The organism is Flavobacterium flavipallidum (assembly GCF_038289905.1).
In the GTDB taxonomy this organism is placed as follows: Bacteria; Bacteroidota; Bacteroidia; order Flavobacteriales; family Flavobacteriaceae; genus Flavobacterium; species Flavobacterium flavipallidum.
This window is the reverse complement of record NZ_JBBYHU010000008.1, coordinates 1-19,021: the sequence shown is the minus strand read 5'-3', so window position 1 is coordinate 19,021 and position 19,021 is coordinate 1. Positions and strand designations below refer to the sequence as shown.

General features: G+C 34.4%; 20 protein-coding genes. 2 read left to right on the top strand and 18 right to left on the bottom strand.

The window, feature by feature from the left end; genetic code table 11:
* Window positions 1-166 precede the first annotated feature (166 nt).
* Window positions 167-538, top strand: a complete 372-nt coding sequence (locus AAEO59_RS05890) for a hypothetical protein (RefSeq protein ID WP_341699811.1) — start codon at window positions 167-169, stop codon at window positions 536-538.
* A 143-nt stretch (window positions 539-681) separates the two neighbouring features.
* Here the strand turns inward: AAEO59_RS05890 and AAEO59_RS05885 are convergent, their stop codons facing one another.
* From AAEO59_RS05885 to aspS, 18 genes are all read right to left on the bottom strand, one after another.
* On the bottom strand, window positions 682-1,671 hold the full coding sequence (locus AAEO59_RS05885; RefSeq protein WP_341699810.1) for a Gfo/Idh/MocA family protein: 990 nt from the start codon (window positions 1,669-1,671) through the stop codon (window positions 682-684).
* Between the two features lie 10 nt (window positions 1,672-1,681).
* Window positions 1,682-2,398, bottom strand: a complete 717-nt coding sequence (locus tag AAEO59_RS05880) for a DsbA family oxidoreductase (protein WP_341699809.1) — start codon at window positions 2,396-2,398, stop codon at window positions 1,682-1,684.
* A 156-nt stretch (window positions 2,399-2,554) separates the two neighbouring features.
* Window positions 2,555-3,925 carry an NADH-quinone oxidoreductase subunit N gene (locus AAEO59_RS05875; RefSeq protein WP_341699808.1) on the bottom strand — a complete coding sequence of 457 codons (1,371 nt, stop codon included), beginning with the start codon at window positions 3,923-3,925 and terminating at the stop codon, window positions 2,555-2,557.
* A gap of 51 nt (window positions 3,926-3,976) precedes the next feature.
* Window positions 3,977-5,419, bottom strand: a complete 1,443-nt coding sequence (locus AAEO59_RS05870; protein ID WP_341699807.1) for a complex I subunit 4 family protein — start codon at window positions 5,417-5,419, stop codon at window positions 3,977-3,979.
* Window positions 5,420-5,428: 9 nt separating this feature from the next.
* Window positions 5,429-7,312 (bottom strand): NADH-quinone oxidoreductase subunit L, encoded by a 1,884-nt coding sequence (gene nuoL, locus AAEO59_RS05865; RefSeq protein ID WP_341699806.1) that lies wholly within the window; start codon window positions 7,310-7,312, stop codon window positions 5,429-5,431.
* Window positions 7,313-7,318: 6 nt separating this feature from the next.
* A complete protein-coding gene (nuoK, locus tag AAEO59_RS05860; RefSeq protein ID WP_026712543.1) occupies window positions 7,319-7,639 on the bottom strand; it encodes an NADH-quinone oxidoreductase subunit NuoK in 321 nt (106 codons plus the stop codon).
* 1 nt (window position 7,640) lies between these two features.
* The gene (locus tag AAEO59_RS05855; protein ID WP_341699805.1) at window positions 7,641-8,180 is read right to left on the bottom strand and encodes an NADH-quinone oxidoreductase subunit J family protein; all 540 of its coding nucleotides are present in this window, start codon (window positions 8,178-8,180) and stop codon (window positions 7,641-7,643) included.
* Window positions 8,181-8,726: a NuoI/complex I 23 kDa subunit family protein gene (locus tag AAEO59_RS05850; RefSeq protein ID WP_341699804.1), complete on the bottom strand. Its 546-nt coding sequence runs from the start codon at window positions 8,724-8,726 to the stop codon at window positions 8,181-8,183.
* 107 nt (window positions 8,727-8,833) lie between these two features.
* A complete protein-coding gene (nuoH, locus tag AAEO59_RS05845; protein ID WP_341699803.1) occupies window positions 8,834-9,886 on the bottom strand; it encodes an NADH-quinone oxidoreductase subunit NuoH in 1,053 nt (350 codons plus the stop codon).
* 3 nt (window positions 9,887-9,889) lie between these two features.
* Complete coding sequence (locus AAEO59_RS05840; RefSeq protein WP_341699802.1) at window positions 9,890-10,939, bottom strand: 2Fe-2S iron-sulfur cluster-binding protein; 1,050 nt, start codon at window positions 10,937-10,939, stop codon at window positions 9,890-9,892.
* A 68-nt stretch (window positions 10,940-11,007) separates the two neighbouring features.
* Window positions 11,008-12,375: an NADH-quinone oxidoreductase subunit NuoF gene (gene nuoF / locus AAEO59_RS05835; RefSeq protein WP_341699801.1), complete on the bottom strand. Its 1,368-nt coding sequence runs from the start codon at window positions 12,373-12,375 to the stop codon at window positions 11,008-11,010.
* 1 nt (window position 12,376) lies between these two features.
* Complete coding sequence (locus AAEO59_RS05830) at window positions 12,377-12,907, bottom strand: complex I 24 kDa subunit family protein (protein ID WP_341699800.1); 531 nt, start codon at window positions 12,905-12,907, stop codon at window positions 12,377-12,379.
* A gap of 3 nt (window positions 12,908-12,910) precedes the next feature.
* Window positions 12,911-14,149 (bottom strand): NADH-quinone oxidoreductase subunit D, encoded by a 1,239-nt coding sequence (locus tag AAEO59_RS05825; protein ID WP_341699799.1) that lies wholly within the window; start codon window positions 14,147-14,149, stop codon window positions 12,911-12,913.
* A 32-nt stretch (window positions 14,150-14,181) separates the two neighbouring features.
* Complete coding sequence (locus tag AAEO59_RS05820; RefSeq protein ID WP_341699798.1) at window positions 14,182-14,703, bottom strand: NADH-quinone oxidoreductase subunit C; 522 nt, start codon at window positions 14,701-14,703, stop codon at window positions 14,182-14,184.
* A gap of 2 nt (window positions 14,704-14,705) precedes the next feature.
* A complete protein-coding gene (locus tag AAEO59_RS05815) occupies window positions 14,706-15,254 on the bottom strand; it encodes an NADH-quinone oxidoreductase subunit B (RefSeq protein ID WP_341699797.1) in 549 nt (182 codons plus the stop codon).
* A 97-nt stretch (window positions 15,255-15,351) separates the two neighbouring features.
* A complete protein-coding gene (locus tag AAEO59_RS05810) occupies window positions 15,352-15,717 on the bottom strand; it encodes an NADH-quinone oxidoreductase subunit A (RefSeq protein WP_341699796.1) in 366 nt (121 codons plus the stop codon).
* Window positions 15,718-15,954: 237 nt separating this feature from the next.
* On the bottom strand, window positions 15,955-16,149 hold the full coding sequence (locus AAEO59_RS05805; RefSeq protein ID WP_341699795.1) for a cold-shock protein: 195 nt from the start codon (window positions 16,147-16,149) through the stop codon (window positions 15,955-15,957).
* Between the two features lie 128 nt (window positions 16,150-16,277).
* Window positions 16,278-18,026, bottom strand: a complete 1,749-nt coding sequence (aspS, locus tag AAEO59_RS05800; protein ID WP_341699794.1) for an aspartate--tRNA ligase — start codon at window positions 18,024-18,026, stop codon at window positions 16,278-16,280.
* 307 nt (window positions 18,027-18,333) lie between these two features.
* On the opposite strand from aspS, the gene AAEO59_RS05795 reads away from it, so the two are divergent.
* Window positions 18,334-18,699 (top strand): toxin-antitoxin system YwqK family antitoxin, encoded by a 366-nt coding sequence (locus AAEO59_RS05795; protein ID WP_341699793.1) that lies wholly within the window; start codon window positions 18,334-18,336, stop codon window positions 18,697-18,699.
* The last annotated feature ends 322 nt before the right edge of the window (window positions 18,700-19,021 follow it).

The following is a 19,021-nucleotide window of genomic DNA, read 5'->3' as shown; positions in this document are numbered from 1 at the left end:
TTGTACTAATTTAACTAAAAAATATGTAATATTAACTGTATTTGTTTTTGATTTTTCGACAAAGGGTAAAATAACATATTAATTGGAAAATGTACTATCTTTTTGATAGCTGGGCTTATTCTAACTTTATACTATGAAATAATTATAAATCTAAAAACATGGTATTATGAAAAAGATTTTTAAAATTAGTTTAGTATTAGGAATAGTCTTATTGGCTATGAATGTGTATGCAGTTGCAGTTACTATTTCATTACATAATAAATTTAGACAAGAAAAAATGATTTCTTTTGGTTTAGAGGATAAAGACCAAGTAAGGCTTAGTATTTATGATGCTGATGAAACGTTAATTTATTCCGAAAATGTGATTGCTGATGGGAAGTTAGTTAGGAGCTATGATTTTAATAATTTTAGAGAAGGAGTTTATTATTTAGTAGAAGAATCTAAAACGAAGATAGAAAAGTATGAAATTTTGGTTTTAGATGATTCGGCTACTCTTATGTCGGTTCCATTCTCTGTAAAAACAAAAAAATCTTTGTAGTTTTAAATAAAATAGGTCTAAAAATAATTTTTGGCACGAAATATGTTATCATATTATTCGGTTAGAATTTGCTATTTGTTAGTAATTAATTAGTTTGTGTAGTTAAAAAAAGAAAGTCCCTGTGGTTAGGGACTTTTTTTGTTTTATACGTTGCCGATGATACGATCCATTATCCAGCTGGTATGCGTTGCAGTTTTTCCATTCGATGGATGAGTTCCAGTGCCTATTAGCTGTTCTTTCATATCCTGAACATGATGTAGTTGAACATTTTCAGGATGTTCTATAAATAACGGCAATATTCCATTCTCGTTGGAGAGTATTACGGGATTTTCATCGAAAATTGAAAATTCGATGGTTCCATGACTTCCATAAATAATTACTTTATCTTCTCTTGTTGCGCAACCAAAATTCCAGCTACCGGTGCCAGTTATACCATCTTCATGTAGCCAACAGGCAACTAAAGCATCCTTGGCTGAATATAAATTTTGTTGGTTGATACTGATACCAGAAACATCTTTAATATCACCTAAAAGATAATTAAATAAATCCAAGCCGTGACTGGCTAAATCATCAAAGTATCCCCCTTTAGCTACGTTAGCATCGGTGCGCCAATTGTACAATCCGGATAAATCCTGATCCGAAGCCGGTTTACTCAAATGCCAGTTAATATGTCGGATATGACCAATACTATTTGCATCTAACCATTTTTTAATTTGCCTAAATCTTGGCAAAGATCGTCGGTAATAAGCTGTAAATAGTGGAATGTTTTTAGATTCAAATGCTTCGTAAATTGCTTTACTATCCTCGTAACTTGGAGCCAATGGTTTTTCTATACAACAAATTTTACCCGCCTTAGCCACTTTCAATCCATATAATTTGTGTGAATCAGGAGGCGTAGCAATATAGACTGCATCCACTTCCGGATCATTAATTAATTCATCTGCATCCGAATAATGTTTTTTAATACCATGTCTTTTAGCATAATCGGCTGCTTTATCGGCATCACGTCGCATCACGGCAACAATCTCAAAACCTTCCGTTTTTTGGTAGGCTGGACCACTTTTCTTCTCGGTCACATCACCACAGCCTATGATGCCCCATCTAATATTTTTTATAGCTTTATTATCGCTCATTTTAATTGATTTAATTACAACCATCAATGCCACAACTGTTGGCACTTTCAGTATTCAAGATAGTAATTTTTGGCTCAAATTGTCCTTCTTCCCATACCTTTTCTAAAGTTTTGACGAAAGTTTCTGTATGTTGCGCTCCTGAAACCGCATATTTATTATCAAAAACAAAAAAAGGAACGCCTTGAATACCTATTTGCTGGGCACTCAAAATATCTTGCTGTACTTCATCAGTAAAGGCATTTGAATTTAGAGCCAAAGTGATACTTTCAGAATCAAGTCCAGCTTGCTGTCCTAGTTTTTGAAGTGTTTCTTCGTCATTAACATCTTTACCATCGGTAAAATAAGCCTTAAAAAGTAATTCTTTTAGCTCAGAACCTAATTGTTGTTTTTTAGCCAAATGCAATAAACGATGTGCATTTAAAGAATTGGCCATAATTGCCTTTTCAAAGTGAAATTCTAAACCTACGCTGGCTGCGTTCTGAGTGGTAGATGCTAAGGCTTCATTAGCCCATTCTCTATCTTTTTGATATTTATCTGCAAGATGATCAGCTAAATTATCGTCTTCACTAGCAACAAAATAAGGATCTAATTGAAAGCTTTTCCATTCTATTTCTATAATATCTTTATGTCCAAACTGATCTAATGCATTTTCGAGTCTTCTTTTCCCGATATAACAAAATGGACACATGATGTCAGACCAGATTTGTATTTTAAGCTTGTTTTCCATTACTTAAATTTATTTGTATATACAAATTTACTAATTGTGTTTTGAAGTTATTCATTTTTAAGTTTTTATTAGGAACTCAAGAAGATAGAATCTTTTAAAAATAAAAAAGCCATCAAAACGAATCTTGATGGCTTAAAGTATATTTTCAATGATTGATTACAACAAGTCTAAAACAACAGAAGGGAAGAAACCTAGTGCAATATTTAAAGCAATTGCTATTATAGCTACTACATAATAAATTTTCGAAGTTGGAATTGCTGCCTCATTAGGTTCTTTGGTGTACATGGCTAAGATTAATTTGAAATAATACCCCACACTGATGATTGAATTAATTACTGCTACTATAACCAAGGCAATGAAGCCTGCCTGGATTGTTTGAGTAAATAAAAACAATTTAGCGAAGAATCCTCCAAAAATTGGAATTCCAGCCATTGACAATAATGAAGCCGTTAAAACAGCAGCCATCAATGGATTGTTTTTTCCTAAACCATGAAAGTTAGTAATATCTTCATTCTCTCTTGTTTTACAAACATAAAGAATCACTGTAAAAGCAGCAATTCCGGCTAATGCATAAGCCGAAGTATAATACAACAAAGTTCCTGCTGATTTTTCAGCGCTCAACAAAGTCATCAACATAAATCCGGCGTGTGAAATACCTGAAAACGCTAACATACGTTTTACGTTTATTTGGCGTAAAGCCATAATGTTACCTACAGTCATAGAGGCCATAGAAACAATAATAATCACTAACTGGAACGCAGGAGAAATATCGGCATTCATCGTTTTAACCAATTTATACAAAGTAGCTACAGCCACCACTTTAGCCAAAGTACTCATCAAAGCAGTAGTTAAAGCTGGGGAACCTTCGTAAACATCCGGTGCCCAGAAATGGAAAGGTACAGCAGCAATTTTGAAAAGCATACCAATGAACAATAATACAATTCCAATAGGGAACCAAATAGGCAATTCGGCTGAATGAGATAATTCACTGATTTCAATAATATCAAAACTTCCCATAGCTCCGTAAATCAAACAGATTCCAAAAAGAATAATCCCTGAAGCAAAAGATCCCATCAGGAAATACTTTAAACCTGCCTCATTACTTTTGATACTGGTACGATTACTAGAAGCTAAAATATAAAGAGCAATAGATAACACTTCAATTCCCAAAAAGAACATCGCTAAATTTCCGAAGGAAACCATAGCAACAGCACCTGCAAGCATAAAAATTTTGATTGCAATGAAATCAGAAAGTTTGGACTGACGATTTTCATAAAATTTATGACCCAAAGTCACTAAAAAAATAGTGAGTATGATAAACAATGCAGAAAAAGCAGCAGAATATTTCCCTACAACAATCATATTATTATAGTAAAAAGCCACCGGCGCATTATATTCGGATATGTCTAATCCAAGTATTGCCAATAATCCAAGCACTACAACCGGAACAATCGCTTTCCTAGCTTCAAAAATTTCAAATATAAGGCTTAAAACACCTAACCCTATTATAGCTATTAATGTATTCATATATTTTCTTGTGATTCAGGATATACACCTGATATTAAAAATAGTCGGTACCTATTGTATTTTATATAAAACTCTTATTATTTGATCTAATGAAGGAGTAATCAAATCATTAATTGGTTTTGGGTACAAGCCAAAAATGAAAATTACGGCAATGATGATTACTAAAACGACAGTTTCATGCAAACTCACATCAGGGAATACTTTTGCGTTGGTTTCTCCTAGCATAACTTGTTGGTACATTTTAAGCATATAATAAGCTCCTAAGATAATAGTTGTTCCTCCTAATAAAGCATACCATAAATTAATTTGATACAAACTGTATAGAACCGTGAACTCACCCACAAAGTTAAATGTTGTTGGTAATGCTACAGAAGCCAAAACTAAAATCATAAATAATGAAGCAAATTTTGGAGCTTGAGAACGAATTCCTCCCATATCAGCAATAGTTCTTGTTTCAAATCTTCTGTAAATGATTTCAGCAGCAAAGAACAAACCAACAACTACAAATCCGTGAGCCAGCATTTGTAAAACAGCACCTCTTAATCCATCAGTATTTAAGGTGTAACAACCGGCAGCAATCAATCCTACGTGAGCTAATGAAGAATAAGCCAATAATTTTTTCAAATCTTTTTGGCGTAAAGCTACAATTGAACCATAGATAACACCAGCGATTCCAAATCCAATAAGAATTGGTAAGTATGTCTTTGAAGCAATTGGAGTTGTCGGAATTTGCCAACGAATGACACTATACAATCCCATTTTCAACATGATACCCGAAAGTAACATTGTTCCCACTGTTGGTGCTTTTTGATACACCTGAGCCTGCCAGCTATGAAATGGAATAATTGGAATTTTAATAGCATAAGCCAGGAAGAAAGCCCAGAAAATCCAGAATTGTTCTGTTCTGCTTAATCCAGCTTTATACAAATTTTCAACTAAGAAACTTCCGGTCATTAGGTACAAATACACAAATGCAATTAGCATAAATAAAGAACCGGCAAGAGTGTAAATAAAGAATTTCACCACCGCCTTTTTACGTTCTTCGGTATCTCCATTCCCCCAAATTAAAGCAATAAAATAAATAGGAATCAACGATAATTCCCAGAAAATATAATACAAAAGTCCATCAGAAGCTAAGAAAGTTCCAGTCATTGCAAACGACATAAACAATATCAAAGCATAAAATGATTTGGCATTTTTATATTCGTTACCAAAAGAGGAATAAATAATTAATGGTGTTAAAGCAGTAGTTAACAATAACATAATTAATGATAAACCGTCAGCCGATAAAGTAAAAGTTATATCAGGTTTATTAATCCATAATTTAAAGAAACTAATATTTTCACCTGCATTATAAGCATTCAATAAGGCAATTGAAAATCCAAAAGCAACTAAGCTGAATAACAAAGCCACTTTTGAAGCTAATTTATCGCCAGCAAAATAAGTAGCAAATGCGCCAACAAGAAGTATAATTAATAGTAGTGATACGTTCATGATAAAAAATTATTGAGCTAAAAATAAATAAGTTACAATACTGCAAAGTCCCAAAACAAATACAAACAGGTAGAAACCGATACTTCCTGTTTGAAATCTCTTTCCTTGGTAACTCAATTCATTGGTTACTTTTCCTAATCCAAACACAAATGCAGATATTCCAGTTTCTACATAATCTCTAAAGAATCTTGATAATACATTGATACTATTAACAAAGATCGCGTCGTAAATCTCATCTACATAATATTTATTGTAAAGCACTTTAGCAATACCCGTAATCTCAGTATCTTCAGCAGGAACTTGTTTTTGCTTGATGTATTTTACGAAAGCAATTGCAATTCCGATTAATCCACCCAAAACAGCAATTCCCATTAAAGTGTATTCCTGTGTTCCAAAATGATGCGCTTCGTGCGCTTCTTTTGAAAATAAAGGTGCTAAGTAGCCATTTAACCAACTATTCGTAGGCATGCTAATTAAACCTCCAACCGCTGCTAAAATTGCCAAAACAATCAATGGAAAAGTTATTAAAGTCGGACTTTCATGTAAATGACTTTTTTGTTTTTCTGTTCCTCTAAAATCATTAAAGAAGGTTAAATACAACAATCGGAACATATAAAAAGCAGTCATTAACGAAGCTAGCGAAGCAATCACCCAAAGAGCTATGTCATTTTGATAAGCAGTCATTAAGATTTCATCTTTGGAGAAAAACCCTGAAAACGGAGGAATTCCTGAAATAGCCAAAGAAGAAATTAAAAAGGTAATAAAAGTAATTCCCATCACTTTTTTCAAACCACCCATTCTGCGCATGTCTTGTTCTCCGTGTAAAGCATGTATTACTGATCCAGAACCCAAGAATAAACAAGCTTTGAAGAAAGCATGTGTGATTACGTGGAATACAGCTACTTCATAAGCACCAAACCCTAATGCTAAGAACATTAATCCCAATTGAGATACTGTTGAATAAGCTAAAACTTTCTTGATATCCGTTTGTACTAAAGCAATTGTAGCAGCTACTAATGAAGTTACCGCTCCAATAATCGCAATGAAGTTTTGAACTTCCGGCGCTAAATCAAAAATAAAATTCAACCTGGTAATCATAAAGATACCTGCTGTTACCATTGTCGCCGCGTGAATCAATGCCGAAACCGGAGTAGGTCCTGCCATTGCATCAGGCAACCAAGTATACAATGGGATTTGAGCTGATTTACCACAAGCTCCAATAAACAATGCAAATGCTGCCAAAGAAATCATAGATAAATCTAAATTACTTGAAGAAGCAATGGCTGTTTTTAAAGTAGTATAATCTAAAGTCGAGAATAAAGAACCGATGATAAATATACCAATTAATAATCCTAAATCCCCAATACGGTTCATGATGAAAGCTTTTTTAGCAGCATCGTTGTATTCCTGATTTTTATGCCAAAATCCAATAAGCAGGTAAGAACAAAGTCCAACACCTTCCCAACCTATGAATAATACTAATAAGTTGCTTCCTACGACTAATGTAATCATGAAGAAGATGAACAAGTTTAAATAAGCAAAAAACTTATGCATATTTTCATCATCATGCATGTAGCTGATAGAGTAGAGGTGAATCAGCGAACCAATACCTGTAACAAAAAGCAACCACAATACAGATAATTGATCTAAAAGGAAACCAAAATCTACTCTGAAATTACTAATCTGAATCCAATCAAATACTTTAATGTTAATAGGTTGTTGATCGATGTTTATTTTTGAAAAGAAACAAAGTGTAAGCGCAAACGATAAAACTACAGTAAGCGTTCCTACAACACCTGAAGCTGTTTTGCCAATATTTTTTCCAAAGAAAATATTAAATAAAAACCCTAAAAGAGGAGCTAATAATAAGAGTAAAGCTAAATTCGTATTCATTATCGTTTATCCTTTTAAGTTTTTTAAATTATTAATATCAATCGAACCTAAATTTCTAAAAATCGAAACCAGAATAGCCAGACCTACAGCAACTTCCGCAGCAGCTACGGCCATAGAGAAGAATACAAAAACTTGTCCTTGTGCATCCTGATGATAAGTTGAAAAAGCTACAAACAATAAGTTTACAGCATTCAGCATGATCTCAATCGACATAAATACGATAATAGCATTTCTTCTGTATAATACTCCAAATACTCCAATACAAAAAAGTATTACAGAAAGGAAAATATAATTTTCAATGCCTATTTCATTTAAAATATTAGTCATTTTATTTATCCGTTTTTTCTTTTTTAGACAATAATACTACTCCAATCATTGCTATTAACAATAGGATAGAAGCAAATTCAAAAGGAACCATGTATTCATTCAACAACACATTTCCTAAAACTTTTATAGATTGGAAATCTTCACCGGTAGCAATGTATTCACCTTCGATAGGTTTTGAATTAATAAATACTAAAATCAAAACAATGCAGATTAAGCAAAAAGAAACAATCGCGCCAAGTCTCGTAATACGAGGTTTATGAACTTCATTTTGTTTATTCAAATTCATCAACATCAGTGTGAATAAGAATAAAATCATAATTGCACCAGAATAGACTATTATATGAACAATAGCCAAAAACTGTGCGTTTAATAATAAATAATGCCCTGCTATAGAGAAAAAGCAAATCACTAAATAAAGCGCACTATGAATAGGAGTTCTACTAAAAATAGCTAAAAAAGCGGTAATCACCGTGATAAAGGCTAGTACACAAAATACAATTTGTATGGTTGTTGCGTGAGCAAAATCAGGAATATGTATCATTTAGTTAGCATTTTTAAGTTGAGTATTCTTGATAGCCATTTCTAAAGGCATCACTAATTTGTCTTTTCCAAAAATAAAATCTTCTCTGTCATAGCTTGAAGGAACTAATACTTTTGAAGTAGTCAAATAAATTGCATCTTTAGGACAAGCCTCTTCACAAAGTCCGCAAAAAATACAACGCAACATATTGATTTCATAAATCTCCGCGTATTTTTCCTCACGGTACAAATGTTTTTCATTGGCTTTACGTTCCGCAGCTTTCATTGTGATCGCTTCTGCCGGACATGATAAAGCACATAATCCACAAGCCGTACAATTCTCACGACCTTGTTCGTCACGCTTCAACATGTGTTGACCACGATAAACCGTACTTCTTGTTCTTTCTTGTTCCGGATACTGAATCGTAACCTTTCTCGAAAACAAGTGTTTTAGTGTAATAATTAATCCTTTTACAATCGCAACAAGATATAAACGCTCTAAAAAGCTCATCTCTTTGTTAGAGACTTGCATTTTTCTTCCCGATAAGGATATGGTTTCTATTGACATCTTTTTTATTTTTATTTGAAGCTTTTCCTGCTTTCCGCTGTATCTTTTATTTCGCTATCGCTTTATAAAAGGATGCCGCTTCAATCAGGGCTAGCCATCTTAGCTAATTAAAATCCCAGAAATGCTAGTAATTCGTGTCTTAAAATTACAACTCCCGTAATCATGATATTCAAAATAGACAACGGAATTAAGATTCTCCATCCCAAATGCATCAATTGATCGTATCTGAATCTAGGAATTGTCCATCGAACCCACATGTAAAAGAAAATGAAGAAACAGATTTTTGCAAATAAAACTCCAATTCCAATTACATTAGCAATATTAACTCCCCAGTTTTCAACTGCCCAACTCATTCCTGGGTAATTATAACCTCCAAAGAATAATACAGCCAAAATGGTTGATGAGATAAACATACTTGCATATTCAGCAAATAAGTAAAATCCCATTTTCATTGAAGAATATTCTGTGTGATAACCTCCAATTAATTCACTTTCACATTCCGCTAAGTCAAAAGGCGTTCTGTTGGTCTCTGCAAAAGAACAAATCAAAAAGATTAGAAAAGAAAGTGGTTGGTAAAACACATTCCAGTGTAAACCTTCCTGTTGTAGGCTAATTTCTCTCAAACTTAATGAACCTGTCATCATCAATAAAGCAATGATGGATAATCCCATGGCAATTTCGTAAGAAACCATTTGAGATCCTGCACGAACAGCACCCATCAAAGAGAATTTGTTATTTGATGCCCATCCTCCAATCATGATTCCGTATACACCAATAGAAAGGATAGCAAAAATGTACAACATCGCATTGTCAATATCCGAAGCCTGCAAAATAATATCTCTTCCAAATAAATGAAAATGATCGCCCCATGGAATTACAGCACTGGTCATTAAAGCCGTACTCATGGCGATTGCTGGCCCTACGTAGAATAAAAATCTATTAGGAGTATTCGGTTCAAATTCTTCTTTAGCAAATAATTTCATACCATCTGCCAATGGTTGTAAAATTCCGCCTTTTCCGGCTCTGTTAGGACCAATACGGTCTTGCAACCAGGCAGCAATTTTACGTTCAGCAAGTGTAGAATACATAGCCATAACCATGGTAATGGCAAAGACTACTAAGATGATAATGCTTTTTTCTATAATAATTGTACTGTCCATTTTTTATAGATTACCATTGTTAAATTCTTCTTGCTCTTCTTTGTTTAAAGGAATGGCCGTCATACTGATTTTTTTACGGTCTTGGGCTCTTCCTTTCAAGATACCTTCTTCAGTAGCGATATGAACAGTGTCCATTTCGCGGGTATAGTTGTTTTGATTGATAACCGAATCTTTATCAAATTTTCTTGGTCCTTCAATCACCCAGTCAGAGACTTCTTTTTTGTCGAAACGACAAGTATTACATATAAAACCTTCTACTTCGTGGTATTGGTCTTTTCTTCCGGTAACTCTCTGAATTTCATTTCCAAACATCCAAACGGTTGTTTTTCCACAACATCCAGGTGTAGTACATTCTCTGTGCGCATTAAAAGGTTTGTTAAACCAAACTCTCGATTTAAAACGGAATGTTTTATCTGTTAAAGCTCCCACAGGACATACATCAATCATGTTTCCTGAAAACTCATTGTCAATTGCTTTAGAAATACAAGTCGAAATATTAGCATGATCTCCACGGTCTAGAACTCCATGAACACGATTATCAGTTAACTGATCAGCAACTGCAACACAACGCTGACACAAAATACAACGGTTCATGTGCAATTGAATATTCGGACCTATATCTTCAGGCTCAAAAGTTCTTTTTTCTTCGATAAAACGGGTTTTAGATTTACCGTGTTCAAAACTTAAATCCTGTAAATCACATTCTCCTGCCTGATCGCAAATAGGACAATCTAATGGGTGATTGATTAATAAAAATTCAGTTACTGATTGACGCGCTTCACGTACACGCTCCGAATTTTTACTATTCACTTCCATCCCATCCATACATCCGGTTACACAGGATGCCATCAATTTAGGCATTGGTCTTGGGTCGGCATCGCTACCTTTAGCAACTTCTACTAAGCAGCAACGGCATTTACCTCCCGTTTTTTCCAGTTTAGAATAATAGCACATGGCTGGTGGAACTGATTCTCCACCTATCATACGGGCAGCCTGCAGGATTGTGGTTCCCGGTGCTACTTCAATTTCTTGACCGTCTATTGTTACTTTCATATTTTTATAGTTGTTGTTTATGTGTTGTTAGTTTGCTGCTTATCGCTATCAACTATCAACTATCAACTTTATACTGTTTGTTTCGCTACCAAATGTCTTACTTTCTCAAATGGTTCGTTTACAAAATGATCTCTGTTTTTAATTCTTTCCGGGAAACGAACATGGTATTCAAATTCCTCTCTAAAATGACGAATAGCTGCTGCTACAGGCCATGATGCGGCATCTCCCAAAGGACAGATGGTGTTTCCTTCAATCTTGCTTTGGATACTCCATAACAAATCAATGTCTTCTTCACGTCCCTGACCATTTTCAATACGCCATAAAACTTTTTCTAACCAACCTGTTCCTTCACGACAAGGTGTACATTGTCCACAAGATTCATGGTGATAAAAACGAGAGAAATTCCATGTATTACGTACAATACAAGCGGTATCATCATACACAATAAATCCTCCTGAACCTAACATCGAACCCGTTGCGAAACCTCCGTCACTTAAAGATTCATAAGTCATCAAACGGTCTTCACCATTAGCTGTTTTAAAAATTAAATCAGCTGGTAAGATAGGCACCGAAGAACCTCCCGGAACTAAGGCTTTCAAAGGTCGGTTTGAACTCATTCCTCCCAAATATTCATCAGAATTCATGAATTCGTCAACTGACAAACCTAACTCAATCTCGTAAACACCAGGATTTTTAATATTTCCTGAAGCAGAAATTAATTTAGTTCCTGTAGAACGACCAACACCTATTTTAGCATAATCATCACCTGAATTGTTTACAATCCAAGGCACTGCTGCGATAGTTTCAACATTGTTTACCACTGTTGGGTTAGCCCAAAGTCCTGAAACAGCAGGAAATGGTGGTTTAATTCTTGGATTTCCTCTTTTTCCTTCCAAAGATTCAATCAAAGCAGTTTCTTCTCCACAGATATATGCTCCAGCTCCACAGTGAATGTGTAATTCTAAGTCATAACCTGTTCCTAAAATATTTTTCCCTAACCACCCAGCTGCTTTTGCTTCAGCAATGGCTCTTTCTAATATTTTAAAAACCCACATGTATTCGCCGCGAATGTAGATATACGAACGGTTAGCTCCTAAAGCAAAACTGGAAGTAATCATCCCTTCAATCAATAAGTGAGGAATGAATTCCATTAAATAACGGTCTTTGAAAGTTCCCGGTTCTGATTCGTCGGCATTGCAAACCAAATGTCTTGGTTTTCCTGATTTTTTATCGATAAAACTCCATTTCATTCCGGCAGGGAAACCTGCACCACCACGACCTCTAAGTCCTGATTTCTTCACTTCTTCCACTACTTCATCAGGTGTCATCGATTTCAGGGCTTTTTCTACTGAAGCATATCCACCGTGTTGACGGTAAACTTCGTAGGTTTTAATTCCTGGAACGTTGATTTTGTCTAATAATATTTTTTGTGACATCTTATTTATCGTGTAATATTATTTTGTTATCTCGACAATCAGCAATTAACTGATCGATTTTTTCTTTTGTCAAATGCTCTTTGTAAAAATCACCCAACTGCATCATAGGAGCATACCCACAAGCACCTAAGCATTCTACACCTCTAACTTCAAATAAGCCATCAGGAGTTGTTTCGCCAATGCCTACGCCTAATTTTTCACAGGTATAATCCATCAAATCTTCTGTTCCTCTTAAACAACAGCAAGAAGTTTGACAAAATTCAAACATGTATTTCCCAATTGGTTTTAGGTTGAACATGGTGTAAAAAGTGGCTACTTCATATACTTCGATAGGTAGAATTTCTAAAATCTCGGCTACTTTATCCATCAATTCAACACTTAGCCAGTTATCATGTGCATCTTGAACCTCATGTAGCACAGGTAATAAAGCCGACTTTTTCTTGTCTGCAGGATAATGACTGATTAACTCATTAATGCGAGTTATCAAAGTTTCAGTCATATTTATTTCTTGTTTGTGATGTGTGCGTTCCATAATTTATGCGTCTAATTCTCCGGCAATTACATTTAAACTGGATAAAATAACAATAGCATCAGATAATAATGCTCCTTTGATCATTTCCGGATAAGCTTGGTAGTATATAAAACAAGGTCTTCTAAAGTGAAGTCTGTATGGTGTTCTGCTTCCGTCTGTTACCAAATAAAACCCGATTTCTCCATTTCCTCCTTCTACAGGATGGTAAATTTCGGCAACCGGTACCGGAACTTCTCCCATCACAATTTTGAAATGGTAGATTAAAGATTCCATATTGTGGTAAACATCCTCTTTAGGAGGCAAATAATAATCTGGCACATCGGCATGGTATTCATTTCCTTCCGGCATTTTATCTAATGCCTGACGAATAATACTTAAACTCTCCCAAACTTCTGCATTTCGAACACAAAAACGGTCATAAGTATCTCCTGATTTTCCAACCGGGATTTTGAAATCAAAATCTTCGTAAGAGCTGTATGGTTGTGCTACACGAACATCATAGTCAACACCAGCAGCACGTAAATTAGGTCCTGTAAAACCGTAAGCCATCGCTTTTTCAGCTGAAATTGCACCTACATTAACCGTTCTGTCAATGAAAATTCTGTTTCTTTCGAATAAGTTTTCAAATTCTTTCCAGGCAACCGGAAATTCTTCCAAAAATGTATTTAATAATTCAAATGCTTTTGGTGACCAGTCTCTTTCAAAACCACCTATTCTACCCATGTTAGTAGTCAAACGGGCACCACATATTTCTTCGTAGATTTCATATACTTTTTCTCTGAATTGGAAAACATATAGGAAACCAGAATAAGCTCCTGTATCAACTCCTAAAATCGAATTACAAATCAGGTGATCGGTAATACGTGCCAATTCCATTACGATAACTCTTAAATATTGCGCACGTTTAGGAACTTCAATATTTAACAATTTTTCCAAAGTCATCCACCAACCCATATTATTAATAGGAGAGGAGCAATAATTCATACGATCCGTAAGTGGTGTAATTTGATAGAAAGGGCGATTTTCGGCAATTTTTTCAAACGCACGGTGAATGTAACCAATAGTTGGTTCAGCATCCAAAATACGCTCTCCGTCCATCAACAGGATATTTTGAAAAATACCGTGAGTAGCAGGGTGAGTAGGGCCTAAATTTAAGATAGAAAGCTCGCTCCCGTCTTCATTTTGGCGCTCTTTTATAATTTTAGCATAGCGATGCTCTGGTGGTAATAATAGTTCTGACATTTATAGAATGTGAAAAATTATATATTGTTTTTTTAGCAATTATCTACTGTTCTACCAAAGAAACGGTCGTCTTTATCCGTTCTTCCTCCGTCTTCCATTGGAAATTCTTTACGCATTGGAAAAGAAACCATTTCATCCATATTCAAAATACGTTTCAATTGTGGATGTCCAATAAAGTTTACCCCAAAGAAATCATAGGTTTCTCTTTCCATCCAGTTAGCGGTTAGGAAAACATTAGAAACTGTTTTTATTTCCGGGTTTTCACCATTAAGAAAAGCTTTGATTCGGATTCGCTTGTTTTCATACCAATTGTGCATATGATAAACTACAGCAAATTGTTTTTCAACCGGATTATCAGGATAATGAATTCCACACAAATCGGTTAAAAAGTGAAAACGTAATTCAGGATCGTTTTTTAAGAATAAAATGATAGCTGTGTTGTTTTTAGCATTGATTTCAAAAGAAAAAATATCTCTTTCCTGTTGAAAATTAAAAACATCGCCTGTGAAGGTTTCTGTTAATTTTTCTTGAATAGCTGTATTTTCTAATGCCATTTTTATTTGATATTATAAGAAGCTAATAATTCTTGGTACTCCGGTGAACTTCTTCTTCTTACAGATTCTGATTTAACCAATTCTTGCAATTTCATCACACCATCTACAATTTGTTCCGGTCTTGGCGGACAACCAGGCACATAAACATCAACCGGAATCACTTTGTCAATTCCCTGTAGTACAGAATAGGTATCAAAAACACCTCCTGATGAAGCACAAGCTCCCACAGCAATTACCCATCTTGGTTCTGACATTTGCTCATAAACCTGACGTAAAATAGGAGCCATTTTTTTAGAAATAGTCCCCATTACTAATAACATATCAGCCTGGCGAGGAGAAAAACTTACACGTTCAGAACCAAAACGCGCTAAATCATAATGAGAGGCCATAGTAGCCATAAATTCAATACCACAACAAGAAGTTGCAAAAGGTAAAGGCCAAAGTGAATTAGCACGAGCCAAACCTACAACATCATTCAATTTTGTTGCAAAAAAACCTTCTCCAACAACACCTTCCGGAGGGGCAACCATATTTACTTTTGAATTACTCATTTTATAAAAATTATGAGTTATGAGTTATGAGTTCACAACTTATATTTAAAATATTTTTTAATTTCAAACTTCTTTTCCCCTTTAGGGGTTAGGAGATTTATTCCCATTCTAAAGCTTTCTTTTTGATGATATAGAAAAAACCAACTAAAAGTAAAGCCATGAAAATTAACATTTTGAACATTCCTTCCAAGCCTAATTCTTTGAAATTAATAGCCCATGGATAAAGGAAAATCACCTCAACATCAAACAAAACAAACAAAATAGCAACAAGGAAATATTTTACCGAAAAAGGAATACGGGCATTCCCGATAGACTCAATTCCACACTCAAAATTTTTATCTTTTATATCAGATTTTCTTTTAGGACCAAGTTTGCCTGAAATCAAGATAGTTGCAACTACAAAGCCAATGGCAAGTAATGCTTGCATTAAAATTGGTAAATAATTGAATTGTTCTGTTTGCATAATAATAAAATTTCGCTAAAATAAGTCACAAAGATAGTTGTCAATGTTATAAATCACAAGTTTAATACAATAATTAGTTATGGCTTTTTAGAGATTTTTTTGTAGTTTTTAATCATTATAAATAAGCTAATTATGTATTTCTTAAAATTTTATAAATTTTTAAGAATTAGCACAAAAAAAAAGCGTCCCGAAACAATCGGGACGCTTTTAAGCATTCGTAACAAAAAACTATTTTGTTTAGATTACTGCAACTTTAGCAGCAACTTTTCCTTTTCTTCCTTCTTCTTCTTCGTAACTCACTCTGTCACCTTCGCGTAATTCTTCCGCGTTGATTCCTGAAGCATGAACAAAAATGTCTTTTCCTGTTTCTTCGTCTGTAATGAATCCGTAACCTTTTGATTCATTGAAAAATTTAACTTTACCTGTACGCATTGTAATTGTAATAATAATTTATAATATCACAAATGTAATGTTTAAAAGTATACGAAAACGATTAATAGCAATATTTTTATTAAAATAATTGATTTACAGTGTATTCAAGGCTTTTAGGAAGACTTTTATTATAAATCTAATTGTATGTGTAACTCCTGTAATTGAGCGGTGTCAATAGCCGAAGGAGCATCAATCATCACGTCTCTTCCAGAGTTGTTTTTAGGAAACGCAATGAAATCACGAATAGTTTCCTGGCCACCTAAAATAGCCACTAATCTGTCTAATCCAAAAGCCAAACCTCCATGTGGTGGCGCTCCAAACTGGAATGCATCCATTAGGAATCCGAATTGCGCTTTTGCTTCTTCTTCAGAGAAACCTAAATATTTAAACATCAATTGTTGTGTTTCTTTATCGTGAATACGAATAGAACCACCTCCAATTTCGTTTCCGTTCAACACCATATCATAAGCATTGGCACGAACTTCTCCCGGATTTGTTTCTAATAATGCAATATCTTCCGGCTTTGGAGAAGTAAACGGATGGTGCATTGCATGATAACGACCACTTTCTTCGTCAAACTCCAATAATGGGAAATCCACAACCCATAATGGAGCAAAAACTTCAGGATTACGCAATCCTAATCTAGTAGCTAACTCCATACGTAAAGCACTTAATTGTGCTCTTGTTTTATTTGCAGGACCTGAAAGTACAAAAATCATGTCACCAGCTTTAGCTCCGGTTGCTTTTGCCCAATTAGTCAAATCTTCCTGATCGTAGAATTTATCCACCGACGATTTTAAAGTACCGTCTTCGTTGTATTTTACATACACCATTCCACTGGCACCCACTTGAGGACGTTTTACCCAGTCAATTAATGCATCTATTTCTTTTCTGGTATAGTTGCCAGCTCCAGGAACAGCTATACCTACAACTAATTCGGCTGTATTGAAAACAGAAAATTCTTTGTGTTGAGCAAAGGCATTCAATTCACCAAACTCCATCCCAAAACGAATATCCGGCTTATCATTTCCGTAGGTTTTCATCGCATGCTCGTAAGTCATACGTGGAAATTTATCTACTTCAATTCCTTTTAATTCTTTTAACAAATGACGTGTCAATCCTTCAAAAATATTTAAAACATCTTCCTGTTCCACAAATGCCATTTCGCAGTCAATTTGTGTAAACTCAGGCTGGCGGTCGGCACGCAAATCCTCATCGCGGAAACATTTTACAATCTGGAAATATTTATCCATTCCACCTACCATCAACAATTGTTTGAAGGTTTGTGGCGATTGTGGTAAAGCATAAAACTGGCCTTCGTTCATACGGCTAGGTACCACGAAATCACGAGCTCCTTCCGGAGTCGATTTAATCAAATAAGGTGTTTCTACTTCGCAGAATTCCAAATCAGATAAATATTTACGTACTTCCATCGCAACTTTGTGACGGAACAACAAGCTATTTTTTACTGGATTTCTTCTAATATCAAGGTAACGATATTTCATTCGAATGTCTTCACCTCCGTCTGTTTCGTCTTCAATTGTAAAAGGTGGCGTCAAAGCACTGTTCAATATATTTAACTCGGATACTAATATTTCAATATCTCCTGTTGGAATATTTTTGTTTTTAGCTTCACGCTCAATTACAGTTCCTTTAACTTGGATCACAAATTCACGCCCTAAAGTCTTAGCTAATTCAAAAACTGATTTTTCTGTACGACTTTCGTCAAAAATTAATTGTGTTATTCCATAACGGTCTCTTAAATCTACCCAATTCATGAATCCTTTATCACGAGATTTTTGAACCCAACCCGCAAGTGTTACTTCTGAGTTTATGTGTGAGGCGTTTAATTCGCCACAGTTATGACTTCTATACATGTTGTAATTTTTAGATTTTTTTGCTTTTTATTGCGCTGCAAATTTAGGACTAATTATTAATTTTATTCAAATTGTACTTATTATATAGCCTTTTTTTTCGGGCTACTATTTTTTATTTTCCAGGTTAATGCGTTTTGGGTGGTAAATATTGCCAATAAACGGTATTTTTTATAAGAAAAAACTTCTTTTTTAATTCTAATGTTAAGTTTTTAGTTATGTTATGAAATTGTTACCAAAATGTTTTTTTAATGTAAATATTGTTCATAATTTTGATATATAGTAAATAAATAATTAAAAAAATAGAGATATGAAAAAGTTTATCATTTTAGTAGCAGTATTATTCACAGGCGTTATTTTTGCACAAGATACAAAACCAGTTTTAGAGCCATTTGGAAAAAAAGTAAAAGCAACTTATTTTTATGAAAATGGTCAAGTGCAACAGGTTGGTTTCTTTAAAAACGGGAAACTGGAAGGTACTTGGGTTTCATATGATGAAAACGGTAATAAAATAGCCATTGCAGAATATCAAAATGGTAAAAAAGTCGGAAAATGGTTTTTCTGGACTGATGCGAGTGATAAAGGATTTGCAACACTAAGTGAAGTAGATTACTCAAATAATAAAATTGCTTCAGTTAAAAATTGGAAAAAAGAAGCAATCGTTAATGCTTATTAAAAAATTACAATTGTTAATTATGAAAAAGGCTTTGCTGAAATCTTCAGTGAAGCCTTTTTTTATGATGTCAAGTAATTGTCTTTTTTTTGAAATTTTAGCTTCCTGTTTTTGCAAAATTGTTTAATACTTAATTGATATGTTGCCACTTCTCAAATTTTATCATATTTAGTTAATTATTAAGCGAGGAAATCCAGTTTTGGTAGGCATATTCATAATACCTCAATCTATTGTTTTTCATAAAAATAGGTATTATATTAGAAGAAACAAACCCCGAAATTGCTCAAAAGGAGTCAAAAACGGGGTTTTCTTTTATAGTGTGATG

What these genes read in the sequence shown, in the direction of transcription:
- AAEO59_RS05890 (WP_341699811.1), top strand. Translation starts at nt 167, where the DNA reads ATGAAAAAGATTTTTAAAATTAGTTTAGTATTAGGAATAGTCTTATTG.
- AAEO59_RS05885 (WP_341699810.1), bottom strand. Translation starts at nt 1,671, where the DNA reads ATGAGCGATAATAAAGCTATAAAAAATATTAGATGGGGCATCATAGGC.
- AAEO59_RS05880 (WP_341699809.1), bottom strand. Translation starts at nt 2,398, where the DNA reads ATGGAAAACAAGCTTAAAATACAAATCTGGTCTGACATCATGTGTCCA.
- AAEO59_RS05875 (WP_341699808.1), bottom strand. Translation starts at nt 3,925, where the DNA reads ATGAATACATTAATAGCTATAATAGGGTTAGGTGTTTTAAGCCTTATA.
- AAEO59_RS05870 (WP_341699807.1), bottom strand. Translation starts at nt 5,419, where the DNA reads ATGAACGTATCACTACTATTAATTATACTTCTTGTTGGCGCATTTGCT.
- nuoL (WP_341699806.1), bottom strand. Translation starts at nt 7,312, where the DNA reads ATGAATACGAATTTAGCTTTACTCTTATTATTAGCTCCTCTTTTAGGG.
- nuoK (WP_026712543.1), bottom strand. Translation starts at nt 7,639, where the DNA reads ATGACTAATATTTTAAATGAAATAGGCATTGAAAATTATATTTTCCTT.
- AAEO59_RS05855 (WP_341699805.1), bottom strand. Translation starts at nt 8,180, where the DNA reads ATGATACATATTCCTGATTTTGCTCACGCAACAACCATACAAATTGTA.
- AAEO59_RS05850 (WP_341699804.1), bottom strand. Translation starts at nt 8,726, where the DNA reads ATGTCAATAGAAACCATATCCTTATCGGGAAGAAAAATGCAAGTCTCT.
- nuoH (WP_341699803.1), bottom strand. Translation starts at nt 9,886, where the DNA reads ATGGACAGTACAATTATTATAGAAAAAAGCATTATCATCTTAGTAGTC.
- AAEO59_RS05840 (WP_341699802.1), bottom strand. Translation starts at nt 10,939, where the DNA reads ATGAAAGTAACAATAGACGGTCAAGAAATTGAAGTAGCACCGGGAACC.
- nuoF (WP_341699801.1), bottom strand. Translation starts at nt 12,375, where the DNA reads ATGTCACAAAAAATATTATTAGACAAAATCAACGTTCCAGGAATTAAA.
- AAEO59_RS05830 (WP_341699800.1), bottom strand. Translation starts at nt 12,907, where the DNA reads ATGGAACGCACACATCACAAACAAGAAATAAATATGACTGAAACTTTG.
- AAEO59_RS05825 (WP_341699799.1), bottom strand. Translation starts at nt 14,149, where the DNA reads ATGTCAGAACTATTATTACCACCAGAGCATCGCTATGCTAAAATTATA.
- AAEO59_RS05820 (WP_341699798.1), bottom strand. Translation starts at nt 14,703, where the DNA reads ATGGCATTAGAAAATACAGCTATTCAAGAAAAATTAACAGAAACCTTC.
- AAEO59_RS05815 (WP_341699797.1), bottom strand. Translation starts at nt 15,254, where the DNA reads ATGAGTAATTCAAAAGTAAATATGGTTGCCCCTCCGGAAGGTGTTGTT.
- AAEO59_RS05810 (WP_341699796.1), bottom strand. Translation starts at nt 15,717, where the DNA reads ATGCAAACAGAACAATTCAATTATTTACCAATTTTAATGCAAGCATTA.
- AAEO59_RS05805 (WP_341699795.1), bottom strand. Translation starts at nt 16,149, where the DNA reads ATGCGTACAGGTAAAGTTAAATTTTTCAATGAATCAAAAGGTTACGGA.
- aspS (WP_341699794.1), bottom strand. Translation starts at nt 18,026, where the DNA reads ATGTATAGAAGTCATAACTGTGGCGAATTAAACGCCTCACACATAAAC.
- AAEO59_RS05795 (WP_341699793.1), top strand. Translation starts at nt 18,334, where the DNA reads ATGAAAAAGTTTATCATTTTAGTAGCAGTATTATTCACAGGCGTTATT.